Raw genomic sequence first — 20,766 nt, forward strand, 5'->3', positions numbered from 1 at the left:
TCCTTGGGGCTTCCGACCAACGTAACGCGCGATGACCTTCGGGGTGGGGAGTGGGGGCTCCGGGGAGTTTTCGCCCCCGCCGCCCCTACCCGTCCCATCCTTCAGGGGCTGCGCCCCTTCGACCCCCTTCGCGCTCCGCGCGGGGTGGGTGGGTGCGTGCGGGTTCGGTGGGTGGGTGCGTGCGGGTTCGGTGGGTGGGTGCGTGCGGGTTCGGTGGGGCTTCTCGCGCAGTTCCCCGCGCCCCTGACAAGCAGGGGCGCGGTCCCTGCTTACTTGTTGCTCTTGGCGGTCGCCCACGCATGCTGGGTCGCCACGTTCGTCTTGATCTCGGCCAGTTGGGTCGCCACCGCGCTCGGGGCCGTGCCGCCTCGGCCGTTGCGGGAGGCGAGGGCGCCGGGGACGTTGAGGACCGAGCGGACCTCGGGGGTCAGGTGGGGGGAGATCTTGGCGAACTGGTCGTCCGTCAGGTCGTCGAGCTCCTTGTTCTCGGCCTCGGCGGTCTTGACGCACTCGCCGGCGACCTCGTGGGCGACGCGGAAGGGGACGCCCTGCTTGACGAGCCACTCGGCGACGTCGGTGGCGAGGGAGAAGCCGGCGGGGGCCAGTTCCTCCATGCGCTCGCGGTGGACGGTGAGGGTGGCCATCATGCCGGTGAAGGCGGGCAGGAGGATCTCCAGCTGGTCGATGGAGTCGAAGACCGGCTCCTTGTCCTCCTGGAGGTCGCGGTTGTAGGCGAGGGGCAGGGCCTTCAGGGTCGCCATCAGCCCCGTCAGGTTGCCGATGAGGCGGCCGGACTTGCCGCGCGCCAGCTCCGCGATGTCCGGGTTCTTCTTCTGCGGCATGATCGACGAGCCCGTGGAGAACGCGTCGTGGAGGGTGACGAAGGAGAACTCCTTCGTGTTCCAGATGATGACCTCCTCGGCGATCCGGGAGAGGTTCACGCCGATCATCGCGGTGATGAAGGCGAACTCGGCGACGAAGTCACGGGACGCCGTGCCGTCGATGGAGTTCGCCGAGCTGCCGTGTTCGAAGCCCAGGTCCTTCGCCACCGCCTCCGGGTCCAGGCCCAGGGAGGATCCGGCCAGGGCGCCCGAGCCGTACGGGGAGACGGCCGTGCGCTCGTCCCACTGGCGCAGCCGCTCCGCGTCCCGGGAGAGGGACTGGACGTGGGCGAGGACATGGTGGGCGAAGAGGACCGGCTGGGCGTGCTGGAGGTGCGTGCGGCCGGGCATCGCCACGTCCGGGTGGGCCTCGGCGAGGCCGATCAGCGCGTCCTGGAGGTCGGCGATCAGGCCGCCGACCGTGCGGGCGTGGTCGCGCAGGTACATGCGGAAGAGGGTCGCGACCTGGTCGTTGCGGGACCGGCCTGCGCGCAGCTTGCCGCCCAGGTCGGGGCCGAGGCGCTCCAGGAGGCCGCGCTCCAGGGCGGTGTGCACGTCCTCGTCGGCGACGGTGCCGACGAACTCGCCCGAGGCCACATCCGTCTCGAGCTGGTCCAGGCCCGCGATCATCCGGGTCAGCTCGTCCTCGGTGAGCAGGCCCGCCTTGTGGAGCACGCGCGCGTGGGCGCGGGAGCCCGCGATGTCGTACGGGGCCAGCCGCCAGTCGAAGTGGACGGACGCGGACAGCTTCGCCAGGGCCTCGGCGGGACCGTCGGCGAAACGGGCGCCCCAGAGCCGTACGTCACCGCTGTTGCTGCTCACTCGCGTTGCTCCTAGAGAGGGTTGGTCGGTCGCAGGCACGCACTGCGTTCGCTGCTATGCATGATTATGCAGAACTCTGCATGAATCGTCAATCTGAGAGAACTTTGAGAGATACGGAGGAAGGTTTGAACAAACGAAACCGCTTACCCGTAACTCTCCCCGAACGCAGGCGCCGCGTTTGTAAACAACGACCACACCCGACCCTAGTGAGGCATCCGCATGTCCAGGGCTCTTCCGAAGTACAACAAGCGTCGCGTAGGGATCATCGGCGGCGCCGCCGCTGTCGTGCTCTCCGGAGCGGTCATCGCGGGTTCCGCCCTCGCCGGTGAGGGTGCCAACAACAACGGGCAGGACGCGGCGGCGGGCGCGTCGCCCGGCACCATCTCCTGCCCGGCCGTCGAGGGAAGCCTCCCGGCGATCCCCGCCTCCGCGCAGGCCGAGGTCACCAACAACCTCGCCCAGCTGCAGACCCAGATCCAGGAGGCCAACAAGCGCCTCGTCGACACGGTCGGCCAGGGCGGTCCGAACTTCGTCCAGAACGCCATCCTCGGCCCGCTGGAGGACAAGCGCGTCGCCGCGCTGAACCGCATCGAGACCGCCATCGGCCGCGCCGCCGCCAAGCCCGAGGGCCTGGAAGCGCTCGCCCCCTGTGAACTCGTCCAGGGCGGCGCCGCGGGCGCCGGTGCCGAGGCCGGTGCGGGCGAGGAGGCCGGTGCGGGCGCGGGTGAGGGTGCCGCGGACGCGGGCAACGCCGGTGCCGCGGGCACCATCTCCTGCCCGGCCGTCGAGGGAAGCCTCCCGGCCATCCCCGCCTCCGCGCAGGCCGAGGTCGACCGCAACCTGGCCCTCCTCGACACGCAGATCCAGGAGGCCAACCAGCGCCTCATCGACACCGTCGGCCAGGGCGGCGCCAACTTCGTCGACAACGCCATCCTCGGCCCGCTGGAGGACAAGCGCGTCGCGACGCTGAACCGCATCGAGACCGCCATCGGCCGCGCCGCCGACAAGCCCGAGGGCCTGGAGGCACTCGCCCCCTGCGAGCTGAACGAGGGCGCCGCGGGCGCCGGTGAAGAGGCGGACGCCGGTGCCGAGGCCGGCGCTGGTGCGGAGGCCGGTGCCGAGGCCGGTGCGGGCGAGGAAGCCGGTGCGGGCGCGGGTGAGGGTGCCGCGGACGCGGGCAACGCCGGTGCCGCGGGCACCATCTCCTGCCCGGCCGTCGAGGGAAGCCTCCCGGCCATCCCCGCCTCCGCGCAGGCCGAGGTCGACCGCAACCTGGCCCTCCTCGACACGCAGATCCAGGAGGCCAACCAGCGCCTCATCGACACCGTCGGCCAGGGCGGCGCCAACTTCGTCGACAACGCCATCCTCGGCCCGCTGGAGGACAAGCGCGTCGCCGCGCTGAACCGCATCGAGACCGCCATCGGCCGCGCCGCCGACAAGCCCGAGGGCCTGGAAGCGCTCGCCCCCTGCCAGCTCAACCAGTAGTCCACGGGTGGTCCGCCGGCCGGCCCGTCGGTAGCGCGTCGATGGGCCACCGGCGGACCACCGGATCGACCCGAGTGACCTCCCGCGCCCCCAGTGGGTGACAGGAGCCGTGTCCGCCCCGCGCGCCGGCCGGGGTGGACATGGAAGACCTGGTTCCGGGTGGACCCCAGCGATGGGGTCCACCCGGAATTCGTGTGTCCGGGCCCAGCGCCTCGGGGATCCGAGCCAATTCCTTAGACAGGCGAAGCGTTTCCGTCGATAATCGTTAGCCATGGGAAAGACTTATGAGCGCATCGACGGCCGCCTGCGTTCCTTCATCGAGGCCCAGCCCCTCTTCTTCACCGCGACCGCGCCCCTGTCCGCCGACGGCACGGTCAACCTCTCCCCCAAGGGCCTCAAGGGCTCGTTCGTGATCCTCGACGAACTGACCGTCGCCTACCTGGACTTCGCCGGGTCCAACGCGGAGACGATCGCGCATCTGCGCGAGAACGGCCGGATCACCCTCATGTGGTGCGCCTTCCAGGGCCCGCCCAACATCGTCCGCGTGCACGGCACGGGTGAGGCCGTCTTCCGCGACGACCCGCGCTTCCCCGGACTCCTCGCCCGCTTCCCGGACATCGACCCGACCCCGCACGGCCTGCGCGCCGTCATCGTGGTCCGCGCCGAACGCGTCCGCGACAGCTGTGGCTACTCCGTGCCCTTCATGGCGTACGAGGAGGACCGCGACCTGCACGGCCGGCGCTTCGCGCGCGAGGACGACGACTCGCTCAGCGCCTACTTCGGCTCCAAGGAGCACATCGCGACCAGTCTGGACGGACTGCCTGGGCTGCCCCTGCCGCTGCCGCCGTCGAACCCCTGACGGCACGGGACCCTCGGACCTCATCCGGTACCGGGCGTTCCACAAGGGAGTTGTTCACACCGTTGAACACACGGCACTCCCTGCACGTACGTGTGGGCCAAGGGTCCAGCCCACCACGGAGGAACCGTGTCCACGATCGCCGGAGGTCGCGCAGCGCGCCGCCAGACGATGCGCCGCATCCGCCCTCGTCGTTCTCCCGCCGTCCCGTTGCTGATCGCCTTCTGGGCGGGCGCGGCCGCGGTGGTGTGGCTGTGGTGGGACAACACGCCGTCCATCGCGGACCAGGGCAGCAAGATGGTCAACGCCGGCCGGATCACCGGGCTGCTCGGCGGGTATCTGATGGCCCTGGTGGTCCTCCAGATGGCCCGGGTGCCCGCGCTGGAACGCCGGGTCGGCTCCGACCGGGTGGCCCGCTGGCACGCGATGACCGGCCGCTACACGCTCTGCCTGGTCGTCGCGCACGTCGTCCTCACGATGTACGGGTACGCCCTCCAGGCCGGCCTCACCCACACCGCGATCCTCCAGCAGACCATCGACTCCATCAACCAGCTGCCGGACATGGGCAAGGCCGCCATCGGCACCGGTCTGCTGGTGTTCATCGGGCTCATCTCGATCGGCCCGGTGCGCAAGCGGCTCCCGTACGACCTCTGGTACCACACGCACCTGCTGACGTACGCGGCCACGTTCCTGACGTTCTGGCACCAGATCACCACCGGCAACGAGTTCGCCGCCACGCCCGCCGCGAAGACCGCCTGGTACGGGCTGTACGGGGCGGTGACCGCGCTGGTGGTCTGGTACCGGATCATCTGCCCGATCAAGCTGAACATGAAGCACCGGCTGCGGGTCGAGGCGGTCATCGAGGAGTCGCCCGGCATCGTCTCGGTGCTGATGAGCGGGCGCAAGCTGCACCGGATGGGCGCGGAGGCCGGGCAGTTCTTCCGTTGGCGGTTCCTGGCGCCGGGCATGCGGTTCAGCTCGCACCCGTACTCGCTGTCGGCGGCGCCCCGCCCCAACATGCTGCGCATCACCGTCAAGGCGATCGGCGACCACAGCTCTGCCCTGCGCGATCTGGAGCCCGGCACCCGGGTGTGGGCCGAGGGCCCGTACGGGGCGCTCACGGCCGGCAAGCGCAGCCGGGGCAAGGTGCTGCTGGTGGCCGGCGGTGTGGGCATCACACCGATGCGGGCCCTGTTCGAGACGCTGCCCGGCGCGGCCGGTGACCTGACCCTGCTCTACCGGGCCAACACCACCCAGGATCTGGCCCTGTGGGACGAGCTGGCGCTGATCGCCGAGGAGCGCGGGGCGCGGCTGATGTACGCGGTGAACAGCCCGGAGGGCGAACGCCCCGACATCTCGCCGGACTCCCTGCGCCGCAAGATCCCGGACATCGAGAGCCACGACGTCTTCCTGTGCGGGCCGCCCGGTTTCGCCCAGGGCGTGTACGAGGCCCTGCGCGGCGCGGGTGTACCGACCCGCCGTATCCACCACGAGTCGTTCGAGATGTGAGCGATTCGAGAGACGGGCGACGGGACCGCTCGCCGCGCGTCCCATCCGACCGTCACAGCCACAGGTCCCACCCGACCGCCCACCCCGACTTCTGGCCGTGGGGCCCCACGGGTTCGTCCCAGGGGTCTCCCCCGCGAGACTTCATATTTCAGGAGCTGAAGGAGCGATGAAGAAGAGCCACCCCATCCGGCGGACCCTGCTCGCCACCGCCGCCACCGTGTCCGGCATCGTGCTGCTGCTGTCGCTGAAGCCGGCCTCGGACGCCGGTTCGGTACAGGCCGGAGCCGCCGGGGGCGCGCCTTCGGCACAGGGCGGGGTGGCGGCCGGCGCGCAGACCCTGACGGGTACCGCCGTGCAGACCGAGTACGGCCCGGTCCAGGTCCGGATCACCGTCAACGGCGGCAAGATCACCAACGCCGAGACGGTGCAGCAGCCCAGCGGCGGCCGTTCCACCCAGATCAGCGGCGACGCGATCCCGAAGCTCAACCAGGCGGCGGTGGCGGCGGGCAGCGCCCAGATCGACGCCGTCTCCGGCGCCACCTACACCAGCGCCGGCTACAAGGAATCCCTCCAGGCCGCCCTCGACCAGGCCGGCAAGGCGCAGGGCTCGGGCGGCGGCGCCCAGGTGCTCACGGGTACCACCGTGCAGACCGAGTACGGGCCGGTCCAGGTCCGGATCACGGTCAGCGGTGGCAAGATCACCAACGCCGAGGCCGTGCAGGCGCCGAGCGGCGGTCGCTCCACCCAGATCACCAGCGACTCCGTGCCGAAGCTCAACCAGGCGGCGGTGGCGGCGGGCAGCGCCCAGATCGACGCCGTCTCCGGCGCCACCTACACCAGCGCCGGCTACAAGGAGTCCCTGCAGGCCGCCCTGGACCAGGCCGGCAAGGCGCAGGGCTCGGGCACCGAGGCCGGGGCCGGCGGCGGGCAGGCCGAGGCGGGCGGCGGCGCGCAGGAAGGCGCGGGCGGCGGCGCCGAGGACTCCGGTGCCGGGCAGGCGACGGGCACCCAGGTGCTCACGGGCTCCACCATCCAGACCGACTACGGCCCGGTCCAGGTCCGTGTCACGGTCAGCGGCGGCAAGATCACCAACGCCGAGGCGCTGCAGCAGCCCAGCGGGGGCCGTTCCACGCAGATCAGCAGTACCGCCATCCCCCAGCTCAACCAGAACGCCGTCTCGGCAGGGAGCGCTGACATCGATGCTGTCTCGGGCGCCACATACACCAGCGGCGGTTACAAGCAGTCCCTCCAGTCCGCGCTGGACCAGGCCGGCTGATCCGGTGGCCGAACCCGCCGGGGCCGCCGCGCCCGCCCAGCTGCGGCACGCCGAGGAGGTGATGGGCACCGTCTTCTCCTTCGACATCCGGGGAGGCGAGCCCGCCGCGGTGCGGGCCGCGCTCGACGAGGCGGTGGCCGGGCTCCACGCCGTGGACGAGGTGTTCAGCACCTATCGCGAGGACAGCCGGATCTCCCGGCTGGCCCGGGGCGAGGTGACGATCGAGGAGTGCGAGCCCGAGGTCGCCGAGGTGCTCGAACTGTGCGCGGAGGCCGAGCGGTTGAGCCGGGGCTGGTTCAGCGCCACGTACGAGGGCCGCTTCGATCCGACGGGGCTGGTGAAGGGGTGGGCCACCGAGCGGGCCGCCCGGCGTCTGGTCGACGCCGGGGTGGTCGGGGTGAGCGTCAACGGGGGCGGTGACGTGCAGTTGTGCGGGGTCCCCGGTCCCGAGCGGCCGTGGCGTGTCGGTGTCGCCGATCCGCTCCGGCCCGGGGGACTCGCGGCCGTCGTCACCGCCGCCGGTACCGACCGCCTCGCCGTCGCCACCTCCGGCACGGCCGAGCGGGGCGCCCATATCGTCGACCCCCGCACCGGCAAGTCCGCCGTGACCGACCTGGTCTCCGTGACGGTCGTCGCCCCCCGCCTGACCTGGGCGGACTGCTGGGCCACCGCCGCCTTCGCCATGGGCTCCCGCGAGGGCCTCGCCTGGCTGGAGTCCCTGGAGGACACGGAGGCATTGCTGATCACGGCGGGCGACGAGGTCCGCTGCACAGGAGGACTGGCCGCGCGGCTGGGCTGAGCTCGGGGCGGGGTTTCGCTCACCGGCGCTTGCCGGGTGCCGCCTGCGCCCACCCGTGCCGCCCCAGCGGCACGACTGCCCGCAGCTGTGACGGGCGGATCCCAGCACCATCCCGCCGTCGGATAGGCGCCGCACCGACAGCCCGACAGCCCGCGGCTACGACAGGCGGATTTCAGCATCCCGCTGCCGGGTGAGCGCCGCACCGGCAGCACGACTGCCCGCAGCTGTGACGGGCAGATCCCGGCAACCGGCTGCCATGCGGGTACGGGTCGGGAAAAGGCGGGCGAAGCCCGGTTTTCCAGGGGCGCGGGGAACTGCGCGGCCGGCCACGACGTACCCGCAGCCGGCCTCCCCGCGAAACGCACCCCTTCGGTGGCCGCTCAGTGACCGTTCTGAGCCAACCGCAGCAGATGATCGGCCAAGGCCTGCCCACCCACCGGATCCCGGCTGATCAACATCAACGTGTCGTCACCGGCGATCGTCCCCAGGATGTCGTGCAGCTCCGCCTGGTCGATGGCCGAGGCCAGGAACTGGGCCGCCCCCGGCGGCGTCCGGAGCACCACCAGATTCGCCGAGGCCTCCGCGGAGATCAGCAGCTCAGCCGAGAGCCGCCGCATCCGCTCCTCCTTCGCCGACTCCCCCAGCGGAGCGCGAGGCGTCCGGAAACCCCCCTCGCTCGGCACCGCGTAGATCAGGTCACCGTCGGTGTTGCGGATCTTCACCGCGTTCAGCTCGTCCAGGTCCCGGCTGAGCGTCGCCTGTGTGACGCTCAGCCCGTCGTCGGACAGCAGCTTCGCCAACTGGCTCTGCGACCGCACAGGTTGCCGGTTGAGGATGTCCACGATCCGCCGGTGGCGTGCGGTGCGGGTCTGCGGCACGGCGGGCCCCGCCTGGTCGTGCTCCTGCGCCTGGCTCATCGTCGTCTCATTCCCCGGCTCGTCCGTCCCCACTGTCTTCGTGCGCCGCCCGCGCCGCGTCGAGGACTCCGGGCAGCGCCCCGAGGAGGGCGTCCACCTCCGCGTCACCGATGGTGAGCGCCGGCATCAGTCGTACGACATCGGGGGCGGGCGCGTTCACCAGGAAACCGGCGTCCTGAGCGGCCTGTTGCGCCAGGGGCGCGAGTGGCTCGGTGAGCACGATACCCAGCAGGAGGCCCGCGCCACGGACATGGTCGATCATCGGGTGGCCGAGGGACTCGATTCCGTTCCGCAGCTTCTCGCTCTGCCGCTTGACGTTCTCCAGCAGGCCCTCCGCCCGGATGGTCTCCAGGACGGCGAGTCCGGCGGCGCAGGCGACCGGGTTACCGCCGAAGGTCGTCCCGTGCTGTCCGGGCTGAAGCAGGTCGGCGGCCCGGCCGAAGGCGACGGTCGCGCCGAGCGGCAGTCCGCCGCCGAGGCCCTTGGCGAGGGTGACGACGTCGGGCAGGACGCCCTCGTGCGCCTGGTACTCGAACCAGTGCCCGGTCCGGCCGACGCCGGTCTGCACCTCGTCGAGGACCAGCAGCGACCCGGTGGCGGCCGTGATGGCACGCGCGGCCTTCAGATAGCCGGCCGGCGGGACCACGACACCCTTCTCGCCCTGGACGGGCTCGATGATGACGAGGGCCGTCTCCTCGGTGACCGCGGCGGCCAGGGCCTGCGCGTCGCCGTACGGGACATGGGTGACGTCGCCGGGCAGCGGGTGGAAGCCGGTCTGTTTGCCGGGCTGGCCGGTGAGGGCGAGGGCGCCCATGGTCCGGCCGTGGAAGCCGCCCTCGGTGGCGACCATATGGGTCCGCCCGGTGAGCCGGCCGATCTTGAACGCGCCCTCGTTGGCCTCGGCGCCCGAGTTGCAGAAGAAGACCTTGCCGTCGCGGCCGAAGTGCTCCAGGAGCCGTTCGGCGAGGGCGACGGGCGGTTCGGCGACGAACAGGTTGGAGACATGGCCGAGGGAGGCGATCTGGGTGCTGACGGCCTCGACGATCGCCGGGTGGGCGTGGCCGAGCGCGTTGACCGCGATCCCGGCGACGTAGTCGACGTACTCGTTGCCGTCGGCGTCCCACACCTTGGTGCCCGCGCCGCGGACGAGCGAGAGCTTCGGGGTGCCGTAGTTGTTCATGAGCACGCCCTGCCACCGCTGGGTCAGCTCGTCGTTCGCGGTCATGCCCCGTCCCCCTCTTCCGCATCCGCCACGACCATCGTGCCGATGCCCTCGTCGGTGAAGATCTCCAGCAGGATCGAGTGCTGGACCCGGCCGTCGATGACCCGGGCGGTCTGGACGCCGTTGCGTACGGCGTGCAGGCACCCCTGCATCTTCGGCACCATGCCGGAGGACAACTCCGGCAGCAGCTTCTCCAGTTGGGAAGCGGTGAGGCGGCTGATCACCTCGTCGGAGTGGGGCCAGTCCTCGTAGAGGCCCTCGACGTCCGTGAGGACCATGAGGGTTTCGGCGCCCAGAGCAGCAGCGAGTGCCGCAGCCGCCGTATCAGCATTGACGTTGTAGACATGTCCGTCGTCCTGGCTACGGGCGATCGACGAGACGACCGGGATGCGGCCGTCGGCGAGCAGTGCCTCGATCGCGCCCGTGTCGATCGCGGTGATCTCGCCCACCCGCCCGATGTCGACCAACTCGCCGTCGATCTCGGGCAGGTGCTTGGTGGCGGTGATGGTGTGCGCGTCCTCGCCGGTCAGTCCGACGGCGAGCGGCCCGTGCTGGTTGAGCAGCCCGACCAGTTCGCGCTGTACCTGTCCGGCGAGCACCATGCGTACGACGTCCATGGCGTCCTCGGTGGTGACGCGCAGGCCGGCCTTGAACTCGCTGACGATGCCGTGCCGGTCGAGGGCGGCGCTGATCTGCGGGCCGCCGCCGTGCACGACGACGACGTTGAGCCCGGCGTGCCGCAGGAAGACGACGTCCTGGGCGAAGGCGGCCTTCAGGTCCTCGTCGATCATGGCGTTGCCGCCGAACTTGATGACGACCGTCTTGCCGTTGTGACGGGTCAGCCAGGGCAGCGCCTCGATGAGGATCTGGGCCTTGGGGAGAGCGGTGTGCTTCCGCGTGGTGCTCATGACGAGTAGGCGCTGTTCTCGTGGACGTAGTCGGCGGTGAGGTCGTTGGTCCAGATGGTGGCGGTCTCGGACCCGGCGGCGAGGTCGGCGACGATGTGCACCTCGCGGTAGCGCATGTCGACCTTGTCGCGGTCCTCGCCCACGCCGCCGTTCTTGCAGACCCAGACGCCGTTGATCGCGACGTTCAGCCGGTCGGCCTCGAAGGCGGCCCGCGTGGTGCCGATGGCGGAGAGCACCCGGCCCCAGTTGGGGTCCTCGCCGTGGAGGGCGCACTTGAGGAGGTTGTTGCGGGCGATGGAGCGGCCCACCTCGACGGCGTCGTCCTCGGTCGCGGCGTTGACCACCTCGATCTTGATGTCCTTGCTGGCGCCCTCGGCGTCCCGGATCAGCTGCTGGCCCAGGTCGTCGCAGACCGCGCGGACGGCCTCGGCGAACTCCTCGTGATCCGGGGTGACCTGGGAGGCCCCGGAGGCAAGCAGCAGCACGGTGTCGTTGGTGGACATGCAGCCGTCGGAGTCGACGCGGTCGAAGGTGGTGCGGGTGGCGGCCCGGAGGGCCCGGTCGAGCACGTCGCTCTCCAGGTCGGCGTCCGTGGTGAGGACGACGAGCATGGTGGCGAGGCCGGGCGCGAGCATGCCGGCGCCCTTGGCCATTCCGCCGACCGTCCAGCCGTCCTTCGTCACGACGGACGTCTTGTGCACGGTGTCGGTGGTCTTGATGGCGATGGCGGCCTTCTCACCGCCGTGCTCGGAGAGCTGCGCGGCGGCGGTCTCGACGCCCGGGAGCAGCTTGTCCATGGGCAGCAGTACGCCGATGAGGCCGGTGGAGGCGACGGCGATCTCACCGGCGCTGTGGCCGTCGAGGACCTCGGCGGCCTTCTCGGCGGTGGCGTGGGTGTCCTGGAAGCCCTTGGGGCCCGTACAGGCGTTGGCGCCACCGGAGTTGAGGACGACGGCGGAGACCCGGCCGCCCTTCAGCACCTGCTCGGACCACAGGACCGGCGCGGCTTTGACGCGGTTGGAGGTGAAGACGCCCGCGGCGGCGAGGCGGGGCCCGGTGTTGACCACGAGGGCCAGGTCCGGGTTGCCGTTCTCCTTGATTCCGGCGGCGATGCCCGCCGCCGTGAATCCCTTGGCTGCCGTCACGCTCACGGTGCGACTCCGATCGTGGAAAGCCCCGTCGTCTCGTGGAGTCCGAGGGCGATGTTCATGCTCTGGAGGGCGCCACCGGCGGTGCCCTTGGTGAGGTTGTCGATGGCGCTGATCGCGATGATCCTGCCCGCCGCCTCGTCGAAAGCCACCTGCACCTGAACGGCGTTGGAACCGTAGACGGACGCCGTGGCGGGCCACCGCCCCTCGGGGAGCAGATGGACGAACGGCTCGTCGGCGAAGGCCTTCTCGTACGCGGCGCGCACGGACTCGGCGGTGACGCCGGGCCTCGCCTTGGCGCTGCACGTGGCGAGGATGCCGCGGGGCATGGGCGCGAGGGTCGGTGTGAAGGACACGGAGACCGGCTCGCCGGCGACCCCGCCGAGGTTCTGCATCATCTCGGGCGTGTGCCGGTGGCCGCCGCCGACGCCGTACGGGGACATGGACCCCATGACCTCGGAGCCCAGCAGATGCGGTTTGGCCGCCTTGCCCGCGCCGGAGGTGCCGGAGGCGGCGACGATCACGGCCTCGCTCTCGGCGAGGCCCGCCGCGTACGCCGGGAACAGGGCCAGCGTCACGGCCGTGGGGTAGCAACCGGGTACCGCGATGCGCTTGGACCCCTCCAGCGCGGCGCGGGCACCCGGCAGTTCGGGGAGGCCGTAGGGCCAGGTCCCGGCGTGGGGCGAGCCGTAGAACCGCTCCCAGTCGGCCGGGTCCTTCAGCCGGAAGTCGGCGCCCATGTCGACGACGAGCACCTCCGGGCCGAGCTGCTCGGCCACGGCCGCGGACTGCCCGTGCGGCAGCGCGAGGAAGACCACATCGTGGCCCGCCAGCACCTCGGCGGTCGTCTCCTGGAGCACCCGGTCGGCCAGGGGCAGCAGATGCGGCTGGAGCCCGCCCAGGCGTTGGCCCGCGTTCGAGTTGCCGGTCAGTGCACCGATCTCGACCTCGGGGTGCGCGAGCAGCAGGCGCAGCACTTCGCCGCCCGCATATCCACTCGCTCCCGCCACCGCCACGCGTACCGCCATGGAACCCTCCTCTTAGATGGCATGACTATACGTTTCGATGCACGTTTATGCAATCTGTGAATGGGAGGCCGCATACGATCCGGCGGCGACTTGGCACTACCGGCACCACTGGCACTACCGGCACTACCGGTGCCACTGGCACTACCGGCACTACCGGCACCACTGGCACTACCGGCACTACCGGTGCCACTGGCGCGTCTGGGGCTTCATGCCGTCGCGGGGCGGATGCATAGGATCATGGGCATGGCGCTACGACCTGCTCTGGTGAACATCAAGGCTCTCGACGACGCGTTGGTCGGCCGGTTCTGGGCGGAGGCGCTCGGCTGGGAGGTCTCCGGCGGCGGGTCCGGTGCCACAGCCGCCAAACCCGTCGGCTTCGACTGGCTGGACCCGGTCGGCGTCTGCGTCGACGTCATCGCCGTCCCCTGGCCCCGGACGTCCACCAAGAACCGTGTGCACCTCGATCTCGCCACCACCTCCGGGGCCCATCAGGCGGAGCTGGTCGCGCGTCTGAAGGCTCTCGGCGCCACGCCCGTCCACGTGGGCCAGGGCGATGTGCCGTGGACGGTCCTCGCCGACCCGGAGGGCAACGAGTTCTGTGTGCTGGAGCCCCGGGAGGTCTACCGGGACACCGGGCCGATCGCCCGGGTGGTGGTCGACTGCGCGGAGCCGCGGGCCATGGCCCGGTTCTGGGACGAGGCGATCGACTGGACCCTGCACGAGGTGACCGACGATCGCGCGGTGTGGCGCTCCGCCAAGGGGGTCGGCCCGTATCTCGAGTTCCACCGCACCGGCCTGAAGACCGTGCCGGACCGCGTCCACCTCGACCTGGTGCCGGACCCCGGTGACGACAAGGCGGCGGAGGTGGCCCGGCTGCGGGCCCTCGGCGCCACCGACCTCGACGTCGGCCAGGGCGATGTCCCGTGGACCTGCCTGACCGACCCGGAGGGCCGCGAGTTCTGCGTCCTCGCCCGGTCCTGACGCGGCGCCCGGACGACACCGGCGAGTGGCTCGGCACCGGTGACCACGGCCAGGCCCCTAGGACCGCGACTCCCGCATCAGCTCATCCACCAGCGTCTCCACCAACTCCTCCATCGTCGTGAGCGGGAGCGACGGGTTGGCGGCGGCAGCTTCCGCGACCTGCTGATCGGTGTCGCCGAGCAGGTCCGTGATGACCTGGGGCGGCAGCGCCGGGTGACCGGCGGCGAGGTGTCTCGCCCGTTCGTCCGCCAGGCAGGGCAGGAGCGCCGGGGCCGTCGCACGGGGGTGCCGGGCGATCTCACGGAGCGCCTTGCGCGCCGAGGGGGTATGCCGGGACACGTGTTCCAGCAGGGCCGGGGTGGCGTCCGGGTTGGCCGCCACCCCGGCGAGGACGTGGACCCCGTGCCGGTCGACCATGGCACGCAACCGCGCCTCGGGCAGACCGGGGTGCGGAGCTATGGACTTGGCCACTTTCGCGTCGGTGTCGTCGGCAAGCGCGGCACGGATCGCGGTCGGCAGATCACGCCGCCGGGCCAGGAGCACACGTACGACCGCGTGCGGCGACCGGGCCAGTTCCTCGACCTCGGCGGCCGTGGCGGAGGCGATCCGGGGCAGGAGGGTGCCGCCGATCCTGGTGGTGGCGGCCAGGCGGGCGAGCACGTCGAGCGGCACCCGCGGGTTGTGCGCGAGCCCGCGCCGGACGTCGGGGCAGGTGTCGTCGGCCAGCGCGCGGATCAGGGTGTCGTCGATCGCGGGGTTCCCGGCGAGGTCGGCGCGCGTACCGGGCGTGGGATCCACGGCGAGCCGTGCGTATGTCTCCGGGGGCAGACCGGGGCGGACGGCCAGCGCCCGGCGCAGGGACATCGAGGGGTGGTCGGCGAAGCCCGCGACCACCTCAGCCGGTGTGGCCGGGTTCTTCAGGGCCGCCCACAGCAGGGCGAGCGTGGCGGAGCCGTGGGAGCCGTCGCACGAGGCACCCGGCAGCAGATCGCAGTCGAGCCGCGCGCAGTCCGAACCATGGGTGAACGGCGGCTCCTCCCGGTCGCAGACCAGACAGCGCCGCGCGGGCGGCAGCCCCTCGCCGGTGACGAGCGCCGCCAGCACGTCCGACGGCGTGGCCTCGTTGGCCGCCACCGCGCCACGGACCTCGGTATGCGGATGCCCCGCGAGCCGGGCGGCCACGTCCGGCCGCGCCCACAGGGCCAGCTCCGCGACGACCCGTACGTCCGGGTCCGCGGCGAGGGTCTCCACCACGTCCGGCGGCAGACCGGGGCAGGCGGCCAGCTTCTCCCGGTGCCGGACCTCCGGATCCGCCGCGAGGAGGCGGGTCCACTCCGGGTCGCCGGCACCCTCGTCGAGCAGGGCGAGGGCGGCGAGCGGTTGTGCCGCGGGGTCGACGTCGGCGGCGGTGAGGATGCCCCGGTGCGCCGACCCCGCCCCCTGCGCCTCGTCCCGTGAGGCCAGCGCGACCGCCTGCGCCCGGCTGAGGTCGGCACGGTCGGAGAGGCCGTGGTCGACCTCCTCGTCCGCGACCGCGACCAGCCGGTCGACCAGCTCGGACGGCAGAGCCGGATTGGCGGCGAGGCCACACAGAAGATGCTTCACGGAGGCATCCTGCCCGGGCCCCTGCCGAGCGGCTCATGATTTTCGGACGGCGGGACGGCGGGACGGCGGGACGGCGGGACGGCGGGACGGCGGGACGGCAGGGCCTCAGTTGTACGGCCAGGCCCCGGTCGTACGGCCGGGCCGCAGTCGTACGGGCGGATGTGCGCGCTCAGCCCCGCCAGGAACTACGCCCCGGGTCAGGACCGCCGGTCGTCCGACTGGGCCGCCCGCTCCGCGTCACGCCTCTTGAGGCGGGCGCCTTCCTTGCGGACCTCGGCCTGGGTGGCGCGCTCCTTGCGCAGCCACTCGGGGCTCTCCTGCTTCAGGGCCTCGATCTGCTCGGTGGTGAGGGCCTCGGTGACTCCGCCGCGCGCGAGCCCCGCGATGGAGACACCCAGCTTCTCGGCGACCACGGGGCGGGGGTGCGGGCCGTTGCGGCGCAGCTCCTCAAGCCAGGCGGGCGGGTCCGTCTGGAGCGCGGTCAGCTCGGCGCGCGAGACGACGCCCTCCTGGAACTCGGCGGGGGTGGCCTGGAGGTACACACCCAGCTTCTTCGCCGCGGTGGCGGGCTTCATGGTCTGGGTGGTCTGGTGCGACGTCATGGGGTCAAGGGTATCGAGCGTGCGCGCGACCGCCGACCACGCACCGGATCGGCGGCGATGACCGGGCCCGGCCCCCCGCCCGTTAGCCTGGGCACGTGACAGGCTCGGAAGCATCCCCCGCGTTCCCTTCGTTCCGGCTCGCGTACGTGCCGGGAGTGACGCCCACCAAGTGGGTGCGGATCTGGAACGAGCGGTTGCCCGACGTCCCTCTGACCCTCCTCCAGGTGACGGCCACCGAGGCGTTCGGTGTGCTGCGGGACGGCGGCGCCGACGCCGGTTTCGTGCGGCTGCCGGTGGACGACACCGACCTCAGCGCGATCCCCCTCTACACCGAGACCACGGTGGTCGTGGTCCCCAAGGACCACGTCGTCGCGGCGGTCGACGAGGTGACCACCGAGGATCTGGCGGACGAGGTCGTGCTGCATCCGCTCGACGACACCCTCGGCTGGGAGCGCCCGCCGGGAGAGCCGGCGTTCGAGCGGCCGGCCACCACGGCGGACGCGATCGACCTGGTGGCGGCCGGGATCGGACTGCTCGTCGTCCCCCAGTCGCTGGCCCGGCTCCACCACCGCAAGGACCTCACCTACCGCCCGCTCACGGACGCCCCCGAGTCCCGCGTCGCCCTGTCCTGGCCGCAGGACGCGACCACCGACCTGGTCGAGGACTTCATCGGCATCGTCCGAGGCCGCACGGTCAACAGCTCCCGGGGCCGCGCCAAGCCTCCGGAGGAGAAGAAGCAGCCCCAGAAACCCAAGCGCCCACACCGGCCCGCCGCGGGCAAACCGACCGCCCGCGGCGGCAGAAACCCGAAGAGCGGCGGCAAGACCGGAAAGCCCCGCCGCCGCTCGTGAGCAGGGCGCCCGCTGGATGGGCCGAAGGCCCGCCTGGGGGCGCGGGGAACTGCGCGACCAGCCCCCGCACCCCCGCACCCGGCTCACAAACCCCAGGTCACCCCCACCCTCACCGCTTCTTGATCCTCAGGAACGTCACCGAGTTCGCCGGAAACGTATAACTGAACTCCCGAGCCACCCCACTGAACGTGGACGTGACCGGCGCCACCGGCGTAGCCGTCTCCGTGTTCACCGCGTCCGGCGCCGCCGTCAACGTCGTCACCCGCGCCTTGGACCGCACCTTCGCACCCCCGAGATCGATCGCCGCCCGCGCGGCCACCCCCTGCGCGTTGACGACCTTCACGATCAGGTCACCGGTCTTCGCGTCCCGCGTCACCACCTGCCGGAACGGCTCCGCCGCCTTGTCGTCGGTGAAGGAGCCCCACTCCTGCCCGTCGAGCAGCAGGGTCACCTGCCGCCCCCGTACCTTGACCTCGACGTCGTACGTACGGCCCGTCTCGATGGTCCCCGGCTTGGAGATCAGCGTGGACTTGCCGCCGTCCACGGCCGCCTCGACCGCGCTGGTGGTGTTGTTCCAGCCGCCGAGGTTCCACCAGTAGTAGTTGCCGGTGTCCTTGACGCCGAAGGCGACGAGGAAGCCCTCCTTGCCGGACTTCTTGGTGGCCTTCACCTTCAGGTCGTAGTCGTGCCAGGCGGTGTCACCGGCCTGGACCATGGTGTTCTCGGCGGCCACATCGGTCTGGACGTACTGCCCGTCCTGGACGCTCCAGCTGCCATTGCCGGTGTGCGTCCACCTGGAGGCGTCACCGCTGAAGTCGTCGGTGAGCAGGGGCGTGCCCTCGGCCGAGGTCACCCGCACGTCGTCGTACGCCGCTGTCGTCGCCCAGGTGGACAGGCCCACGGCACCCGTGATCGGGCCGGTCAGCGCGGGCGTCCCGGTGGCCGTCGACGGTACGACGCGGTCGCCGACGTTGTTCATGAAGAGCTTCTGCGTCTCGTAGGAGGCCGAGCCCCACGAGGCGTGGTTGTTGAACCAGATCATGTCCGGCCGCCACTGCACGTAGTCCTCGTTGGCGAGGAGCGGCGCGTACGAGGCGAGCTTCACGATGTCGGCGTTGCGCTCCAGGCCGGTCATGAACGCGGCTTCGGAGAGGGCGTTCTTGAAGGCGTTGCCCTGGGAGGCGTACTCGCCGAGGAAGACCTTCGGACCGTTCCGGTCGTAGGAGTCGTAGCGGTCGTTGTTCTGGAGGAACCACTGCGGGCTGTTGTAGTAGTGCTCGTCGACCATGTCGACGTTCGCCTCGCGGTTCAGCTTCCAGGCGGTGTCGAAGGTGGTGCCCGTGTCGTCGGGGCCGGAGTTCGAGATCACCTCGATGTCGGGGTACTTCGCCTCGATGGCGGCCCGGAACTTCTGGAAGCGGGCGAAGAACTCGTTCGGCAGGTTCTCCTCGTTGCCGACGCCGAGGTGGGTGAGGTGGAAGGGCTTGGGGTGGCCCATCCGGGCCCGCTTCTTGCCCCACTCGCTGCTCACGGGCCCGTTGGCGAACTCGATGAGGTCCAGGGTGTCCTGGATGTGGCGCTGGAGCAGGGCCTCGTCGTCCGTGGCCTTGTTCTGGCCGCAGCCGGTGACGAGGGCGGGCACCACGGGCAGCGGCATCGCGCCGATGTCCTCGGAGAACTGGAAGTACTCGTAGTAGCCGAGGCCGTAACTCTGGTTGTAGCCCCAGAAGTTGGAGTTCGTCGCCCGCTGTTCGACCGGGCCGATGGTGTCCTTCCACTGGTACGAGCGTTTGCGCTCCCAGTTGGAGGCCTCGCTGTAGTCCTGCATGGAGCCGGTGTTGACCAGACAGCCGCCGGGGAAGCGGACGAAGCCCGGCTTCAGGGCGGCGATCTTCTCGGCGAGGTCCTTGCGCAGACCGTTCCGGTGGCCCTTGTAGGTGTCACGCGGGAAGAGCGACACCTCGTCGAGGGCGGCGGGGCCGGCGGAGGCGACGGTCAGACGGCCGTCGGAGCTGGTCCGCGTCGCCTTGAGAGCGACCTTGTACTTGGCCCAGCCGCCCTTGACGGCCACCCGCCGCGCCGCGGCGAGCGTGCCGTCGGCGTCCTGGAGGGTGACGGTCAGCTTCGTACGGCTGTCGGCGCGCGCCCACACCGAGAAGTCGTACCTCTTGCCCTCCTCGACACGGACACCGGTGTTGTAGCCGGCGTTGGTGACGGCCGAACCGGCGCCCAGGGAGAGGTAGTTGCGGTTGCGCTCGTTGAGCCGGCCGGCGTCGTTCACGACCTGCGCGGTGCCGTCGACGGCCCAGGAGGTGAGGGGGGTGTAGGCGCGGTTGTCGGCGGTCGAGTACTCGAAGGACCGGTTCTGCACGAGTTCGGCGTACAGCCCGCCGTCGGCGGCCCGGTTGATGTCCTCGAAGAAGACGCCGTACATCGTGTCGTCGATCTTCGCGCCCCTGGCGGACGGGTCGACGGTGATCGCGTAGTCGGTGACGTCCTCGGCGTGCGCGGGCGCCGGGACGGAGGCGGCGGCCACCAGGAAGGCGGTGGCGGTGAGGCCGAGTCTCCAACGGGTGCGGGTGCTGCGTGACATGGATACTCCGCGGCTCGGGGTGGGGTCTGGAGTGACAGGAGCTGTTCGAAATGTCAGACGATGATCAGCACATCGAACGGCAAGATAGGGAGGTGACCAAGAGAGCGTCAACGGGTCGCACAGCACCGAAAGTGTCGGAAGTGGTCGGAAGTGAAGGACGGATGGGCGATTTCCTGCCAGTTCCCGATGTACTGACCCACCTCCGCGGGACGTGGCGGGTTCTGCGATCCGTACGGGATCTCGCGAGCGGGGCGGAAGGCCGGTTCACGGGGACGACTGTTTTCAGCCCGCTGGACGACGGCGGTCTCCTCCAGCGGGAGACCGGAACTTTCGTCTGGCAGGGCGTCCCGCGCCCCGCCGAACGCACTCTGCGCTTCCTGCCGGGCCCCGCCCCCGGCACGGCGGACGTCCGCTTCGCCGACGGGCGCCCCTTCCACGACCTGGACCTGACCACCGGCCACTGGCGCACGGACCACCCCTGTGTCGCCGACCTCTACCGGGGCGAGTTCGAGGTGTACGACGTGGACCGCTGGCGCACGACCTGGCGGGTCGGCGGCCCCGCGAAGGACCAACTCCTGGTCACCGACCACACCCGCGAGCACACTCCCTGAGCCCCGCCCGCTGAGCCACTCAGCCGCTGAGCCGCTGAGCCCGTCTACTGCGTGGCACCCAACCGCAGGTTCCAGCGGCCCGCGTGCCCGGCGACCGTGACCGTCGACAAGGGGCGGATGTCCATGTTCCAGTACGACGACGGCGGGGCCTTGAGCGCGTAGACGAGGGCGGCGCGCAGCACGGACGGCTCGGCCACGGCGACGATCCGGCCGCCCTCGCCCACCGGCCGGGTTTCGAGCCAGCCGCCTATGCGGGCGATGAAGGCGATCAGCGACTCGCCGCCGTGCGGTGTGGAGTGCGGGTCGGCGAGCCAGGCGTCCACGGCCGAGGGCTCCCGGGCCATGGCCTCGCCGAGCGTGAACCCGCGCCAGCGGCCCATGTCGCAGTCCCGCAGCGCGGGCTGGGCCAGCGGCGCGTAGCCGAGGGCGTCGCCGGTGGCCCGGGAGCGGGGCGTCGGCGAGCAGTAGCGCAGCTCGGCCGCCGCCAGCGGCACCAGCTCGTGGGCGGCGCGCTGCACCTCGTCCCAGCCGGCCTGGTCCAGCGGCCGGTCGTCCTCGAAACGTTCCGCGAGCAGCGAGGAGCAGCGCGCGGCGGCGACGAACGTGACCCGAAGAGGCATGCGGCGATGGTGGAACGGGGTACTGCGCAGGTCAAGAGGCGTTACTCAGGAG

18 protein-coding genes and 1 pseudogene are annotated in these 20,766 nt (G+C 71.4%); 9 read left to right on the forward strand and 10 right to left on the reverse strand.

Annotated elements, in window-relative coordinates:
• Positions 1 to 269: 269 nt before the first annotated feature.
• Positions 270 to 1,703 (reverse strand): argininosuccinate lyase, encoded by a 1,434-nt coding sequence (gene argH, locus ABT147_RS14340; RefSeq protein WP_351405548.1) that lies wholly within the window; start codon positions 1,701 to 1,703, stop codon positions 270 to 272.
• A 219-nt stretch (positions 1,704 to 1,922) separates the two neighbouring features.
• On the opposite strand from argH, the pseudogene ABT147_RS47310 reads away from it, so the two are divergent.
• From ABT147_RS47310 to ABT147_RS14365, 5 genes and pseudogenes are all read left to right on the forward strand, one after another.
• Positions 1,923 to 2,753: pseudogene (locus tag ABT147_RS47310) on the forward strand (hypothetical protein); the annotation flags it as partial.
• Positions 2,754 to 3,459: 706 nt separating this feature from the next.
• The gene (locus tag ABT147_RS14350; RefSeq protein ID WP_351405550.1) at positions 3,460 to 4,047 is read left to right on the forward strand and encodes a pyridoxamine 5'-phosphate oxidase family protein; all 588 of its coding nucleotides are present in this window, start codon (positions 3,460 to 3,462) and stop codon (positions 4,045 to 4,047) included.
• Positions 4,048 to 4,215: 168 nt separating this feature from the next.
• Entirely contained in the window at positions 4,216 to 5,553 is a 1,338-nt protein-coding gene (locus tag ABT147_RS14355) for a ferredoxin reductase family protein (RefSeq protein ID WP_351405638.1), read from the forward strand.
• A gap of 166 nt (positions 5,554 to 5,719) precedes the next feature.
• The gene (locus tag ABT147_RS14360; RefSeq protein WP_351405552.1) at positions 5,720 to 6,829 is read left to right on the forward strand and encodes an FMN-binding protein; all 1,110 of its coding nucleotides are present in this window, start codon (positions 5,720 to 5,722) and stop codon (positions 6,827 to 6,829) included.
• Between the two features lie 4 nt (positions 6,830 to 6,833).
• Positions 6,834 to 7,628 carry an FAD:protein FMN transferase gene (locus tag ABT147_RS14365; protein ID WP_351405554.1) on the forward strand — a complete coding sequence of 265 codons (795 nt, stop codon included), beginning with the start codon at positions 6,834 to 6,836 and terminating at the stop codon, positions 7,626 to 7,628.
• Positions 7,629 to 8,008: 380 nt separating this feature from the next.
• On the opposite strand, the gene ABT147_RS14370 is transcribed toward ABT147_RS14365, so the two are convergent.
• Genes ABT147_RS14370 through argC form a run of 5 tightly spaced genes read right to left on the reverse strand, consistent with a single transcriptional unit; the run spans position 8,009 to position 12,851 of the window.
• Positions 8,009 to 8,545: an arginine repressor gene (locus ABT147_RS14370; protein ID WP_037701646.1), complete on the reverse strand. Its 537-nt coding sequence runs from the start codon at positions 8,543 to 8,545 to the stop codon at positions 8,009 to 8,011.
• 7 nt (positions 8,546 to 8,552) lie between these two features.
• Complete coding sequence (locus tag ABT147_RS14375; RefSeq protein WP_351405557.1) at positions 8,553 to 9,770, reverse strand: acetylornithine transaminase; 1,218 nt, start codon at positions 9,768 to 9,770, stop codon at positions 8,553 to 8,555.
• The gene (gene argB / locus ABT147_RS14380) at positions 9,767 to 10,675 is read right to left on the reverse strand and encodes an acetylglutamate kinase (RefSeq protein WP_351405559.1); all 909 of its coding nucleotides are present in this window, start codon (positions 10,673 to 10,675) and stop codon (positions 9,767 to 9,769) included. Before argB ends, ABT147_RS14375 begins: the two co-directional genes overlap by 4 nt.
• Positions 10,672 to 11,826, reverse strand: coding sequence for a bifunctional glutamate N-acetyltransferase/amino-acid acetyltransferase ArgJ (argJ, locus tag ABT147_RS14385; protein ID WP_351405561.1), 1,155 nt, complete (start codon positions 11,824 to 11,826; stop codon positions 10,672 to 10,674). Before argJ ends, argB begins: the two co-directional genes overlap by 4 nt.
• Positions 11,823 to 12,851 carry an N-acetyl-gamma-glutamyl-phosphate reductase gene (gene argC, locus ABT147_RS14390; RefSeq protein WP_351405564.1) on the reverse strand — a complete coding sequence of 343 codons (1,029 nt, stop codon included), beginning with the start codon at positions 12,849 to 12,851 and terminating at the stop codon, positions 11,823 to 11,825. Before argC ends, argJ begins: the two co-directional genes overlap by 4 nt.
• A gap of 37 nt (positions 12,852 to 12,888) precedes the next feature.
• Between argC and ABT147_RS14395 the strand changes: the two genes are divergently transcribed.
• Entirely contained in the window at positions 12,889 to 13,119 is a 231-nt protein-coding gene (locus ABT147_RS14395) for a hypothetical protein (protein WP_351405566.1), read from the forward strand.
• Entirely contained in the window at positions 13,095 to 13,832 is a 738-nt protein-coding gene (locus ABT147_RS14400; RefSeq protein WP_351405568.1) for a VOC family protein, read from the forward strand. Before ABT147_RS14395 ends, ABT147_RS14400 begins: the two co-directional genes overlap by 25 nt.
• A 57-nt stretch (positions 13,833 to 13,889) precedes the next feature.
• Here the strand turns inward: ABT147_RS14400 and ABT147_RS14405 are convergent, their stop codons facing one another.
• Both ABT147_RS14405 and ABT147_RS14410 read right to left on the reverse strand, forming a co-directional pair.
• Positions 13,890 to 15,437: a hypothetical protein gene (locus ABT147_RS14405; protein ID WP_351405570.1), complete on the reverse strand. Its 1,548-nt coding sequence runs from the start codon at positions 15,435 to 15,437 to the stop codon at positions 13,890 to 13,892.
• A 197-nt stretch (positions 15,438 to 15,634) separates the two neighbouring features.
• Entirely contained in the window at positions 15,635 to 16,039 is a 405-nt protein-coding gene (locus tag ABT147_RS14410) for a DUF5997 family protein (RefSeq protein ID WP_351405571.1), read from the reverse strand.
• Between the two features lie 95 nt (positions 16,040 to 16,134).
• Between ABT147_RS14410 and ABT147_RS14415 the strand changes: the two genes are divergently transcribed.
• Positions 16,135 to 16,890, forward strand: a complete 756-nt coding sequence (locus tag ABT147_RS14415) for a LysR substrate-binding domain-containing protein (protein WP_351405573.1) — start codon at positions 16,135 to 16,137, stop codon at positions 16,888 to 16,890.
• A 109-nt stretch (positions 16,891 to 16,999) separates the two neighbouring features.
• On the opposite strand, the gene ABT147_RS14420 is transcribed toward ABT147_RS14415, so the two are convergent.
• A complete protein-coding gene (locus tag ABT147_RS14420; RefSeq protein ID WP_351405575.1) occupies positions 17,000 to 19,483 on the reverse strand; it encodes an alpha-L-arabinofuranosidase family protein in 2,484 nt (827 codons plus the stop codon).
• A gap of 161 nt (positions 19,484 to 19,644) precedes the next feature.
• On the opposite strand from ABT147_RS14420, the gene ABT147_RS14425 reads away from it, so the two are divergent.
• Positions 19,645 to 20,094, forward strand: a complete 450-nt coding sequence (locus tag ABT147_RS14425) for a DUF6314 family protein (protein ID WP_351405577.1) — start codon at positions 19,645 to 19,647, stop codon at positions 20,092 to 20,094.
• A 44-nt stretch (positions 20,095 to 20,138) separates the two neighbouring features.
• Here ABT147_RS14425 and ABT147_RS14430 read toward each other — a convergent pair whose 3' ends face one another.
• Positions 20,139 to 20,714 carry a histidine phosphatase family protein gene (locus ABT147_RS14430; protein WP_351405578.1) on the reverse strand — a complete coding sequence of 192 codons (576 nt, stop codon included), beginning with the start codon at positions 20,712 to 20,714 and terminating at the stop codon, positions 20,139 to 20,141.
• Between the last annotated feature and the right edge of the window lie 52 nt (positions 20,715 to 20,766).

Source organism: Streptomyces sp. NPDC001868, assembly GCF_040297125.1.
In the GTDB taxonomy this organism is placed as follows: Bacteria; Actinomycetota; Actinomycetes; order Streptomycetales; family Streptomycetaceae; genus Streptomyces.

Coding starts and splice junctions, on each gene's coding strand:
- ABT147_RS14350 (WP_351405550.1), top strand. CDS start 3,460: ATGGGAAAGACTTATGAGCGCATCGACGGCCGCCTGCGTTCCTTCATC.
- ABT147_RS14355 (WP_351405638.1), top strand. CDS start 4,216: ATGCGCCGCATCCGCCCTCGTCGTTCTCCCGCCGTCCCGTTGCTGATC.
- ABT147_RS14360 (WP_351405552.1), top strand. CDS start 5,720: ATGAAGAAGAGCCACCCCATCCGGCGGACCCTGCTCGCCACCGCCGCC.
- ABT147_RS14370 (WP_037701646.1), bottom strand. CDS start 8,545: ATGAGCCAGGCGCAGGAGCACGACCAGGCGGGGCCCGCCGTGCCGCAG.
- ABT147_RS14375 (WP_351405557.1), bottom strand. CDS start 9,770: ATGACCGCGAACGACGAGCTGACCCAGCGGTGGCAGGGCGTGCTCATG.
- argB (WP_351405559.1), bottom strand. CDS start 10,675: ATGAGCACCACGCGGAAGCACACCGCTCTCCCCAAGGCCCAGATCCTC.
- argC (WP_351405564.1), bottom strand. CDS start 12,851: ATGGCGGTACGCGTGGCGGTGGCGGGAGCGAGTGGATATGCGGGCGGC.
- ABT147_RS14395 (WP_351405566.1), top strand. CDS start 12,889: ATGCACGTTTATGCAATCTGTGAATGGGAGGCCGCATACGATCCGGCG.
- ABT147_RS14400 (WP_351405568.1), top strand. CDS start 13,095: ATGGCGCTACGACCTGCTCTGGTGAACATCAAGGCTCTCGACGACGCG.
- ABT147_RS14410 (WP_351405571.1), bottom strand. CDS start 16,039: ATGACGTCGCACCAGACCACCCAGACCATGAAGCCCGCCACCGCGGCG.
- ABT147_RS14420 (WP_351405575.1), bottom strand. CDS start 19,483: ATGTCACGCAGCACCCGCACCCGTTGGAGACTCGGCCTCACCGCCACC.
- ABT147_RS14425 (WP_351405577.1), top strand. CDS start 19,645: ATGGGCGATTTCCTGCCAGTTCCCGATGTACTGACCCACCTCCGCGGG.
- ABT147_RS14430 (WP_351405578.1), bottom strand. CDS start 20,714: ATGCCTCTTCGGGTCACGTTCGTCGCCGCCGCGCGCTGCTCCTCGCTG.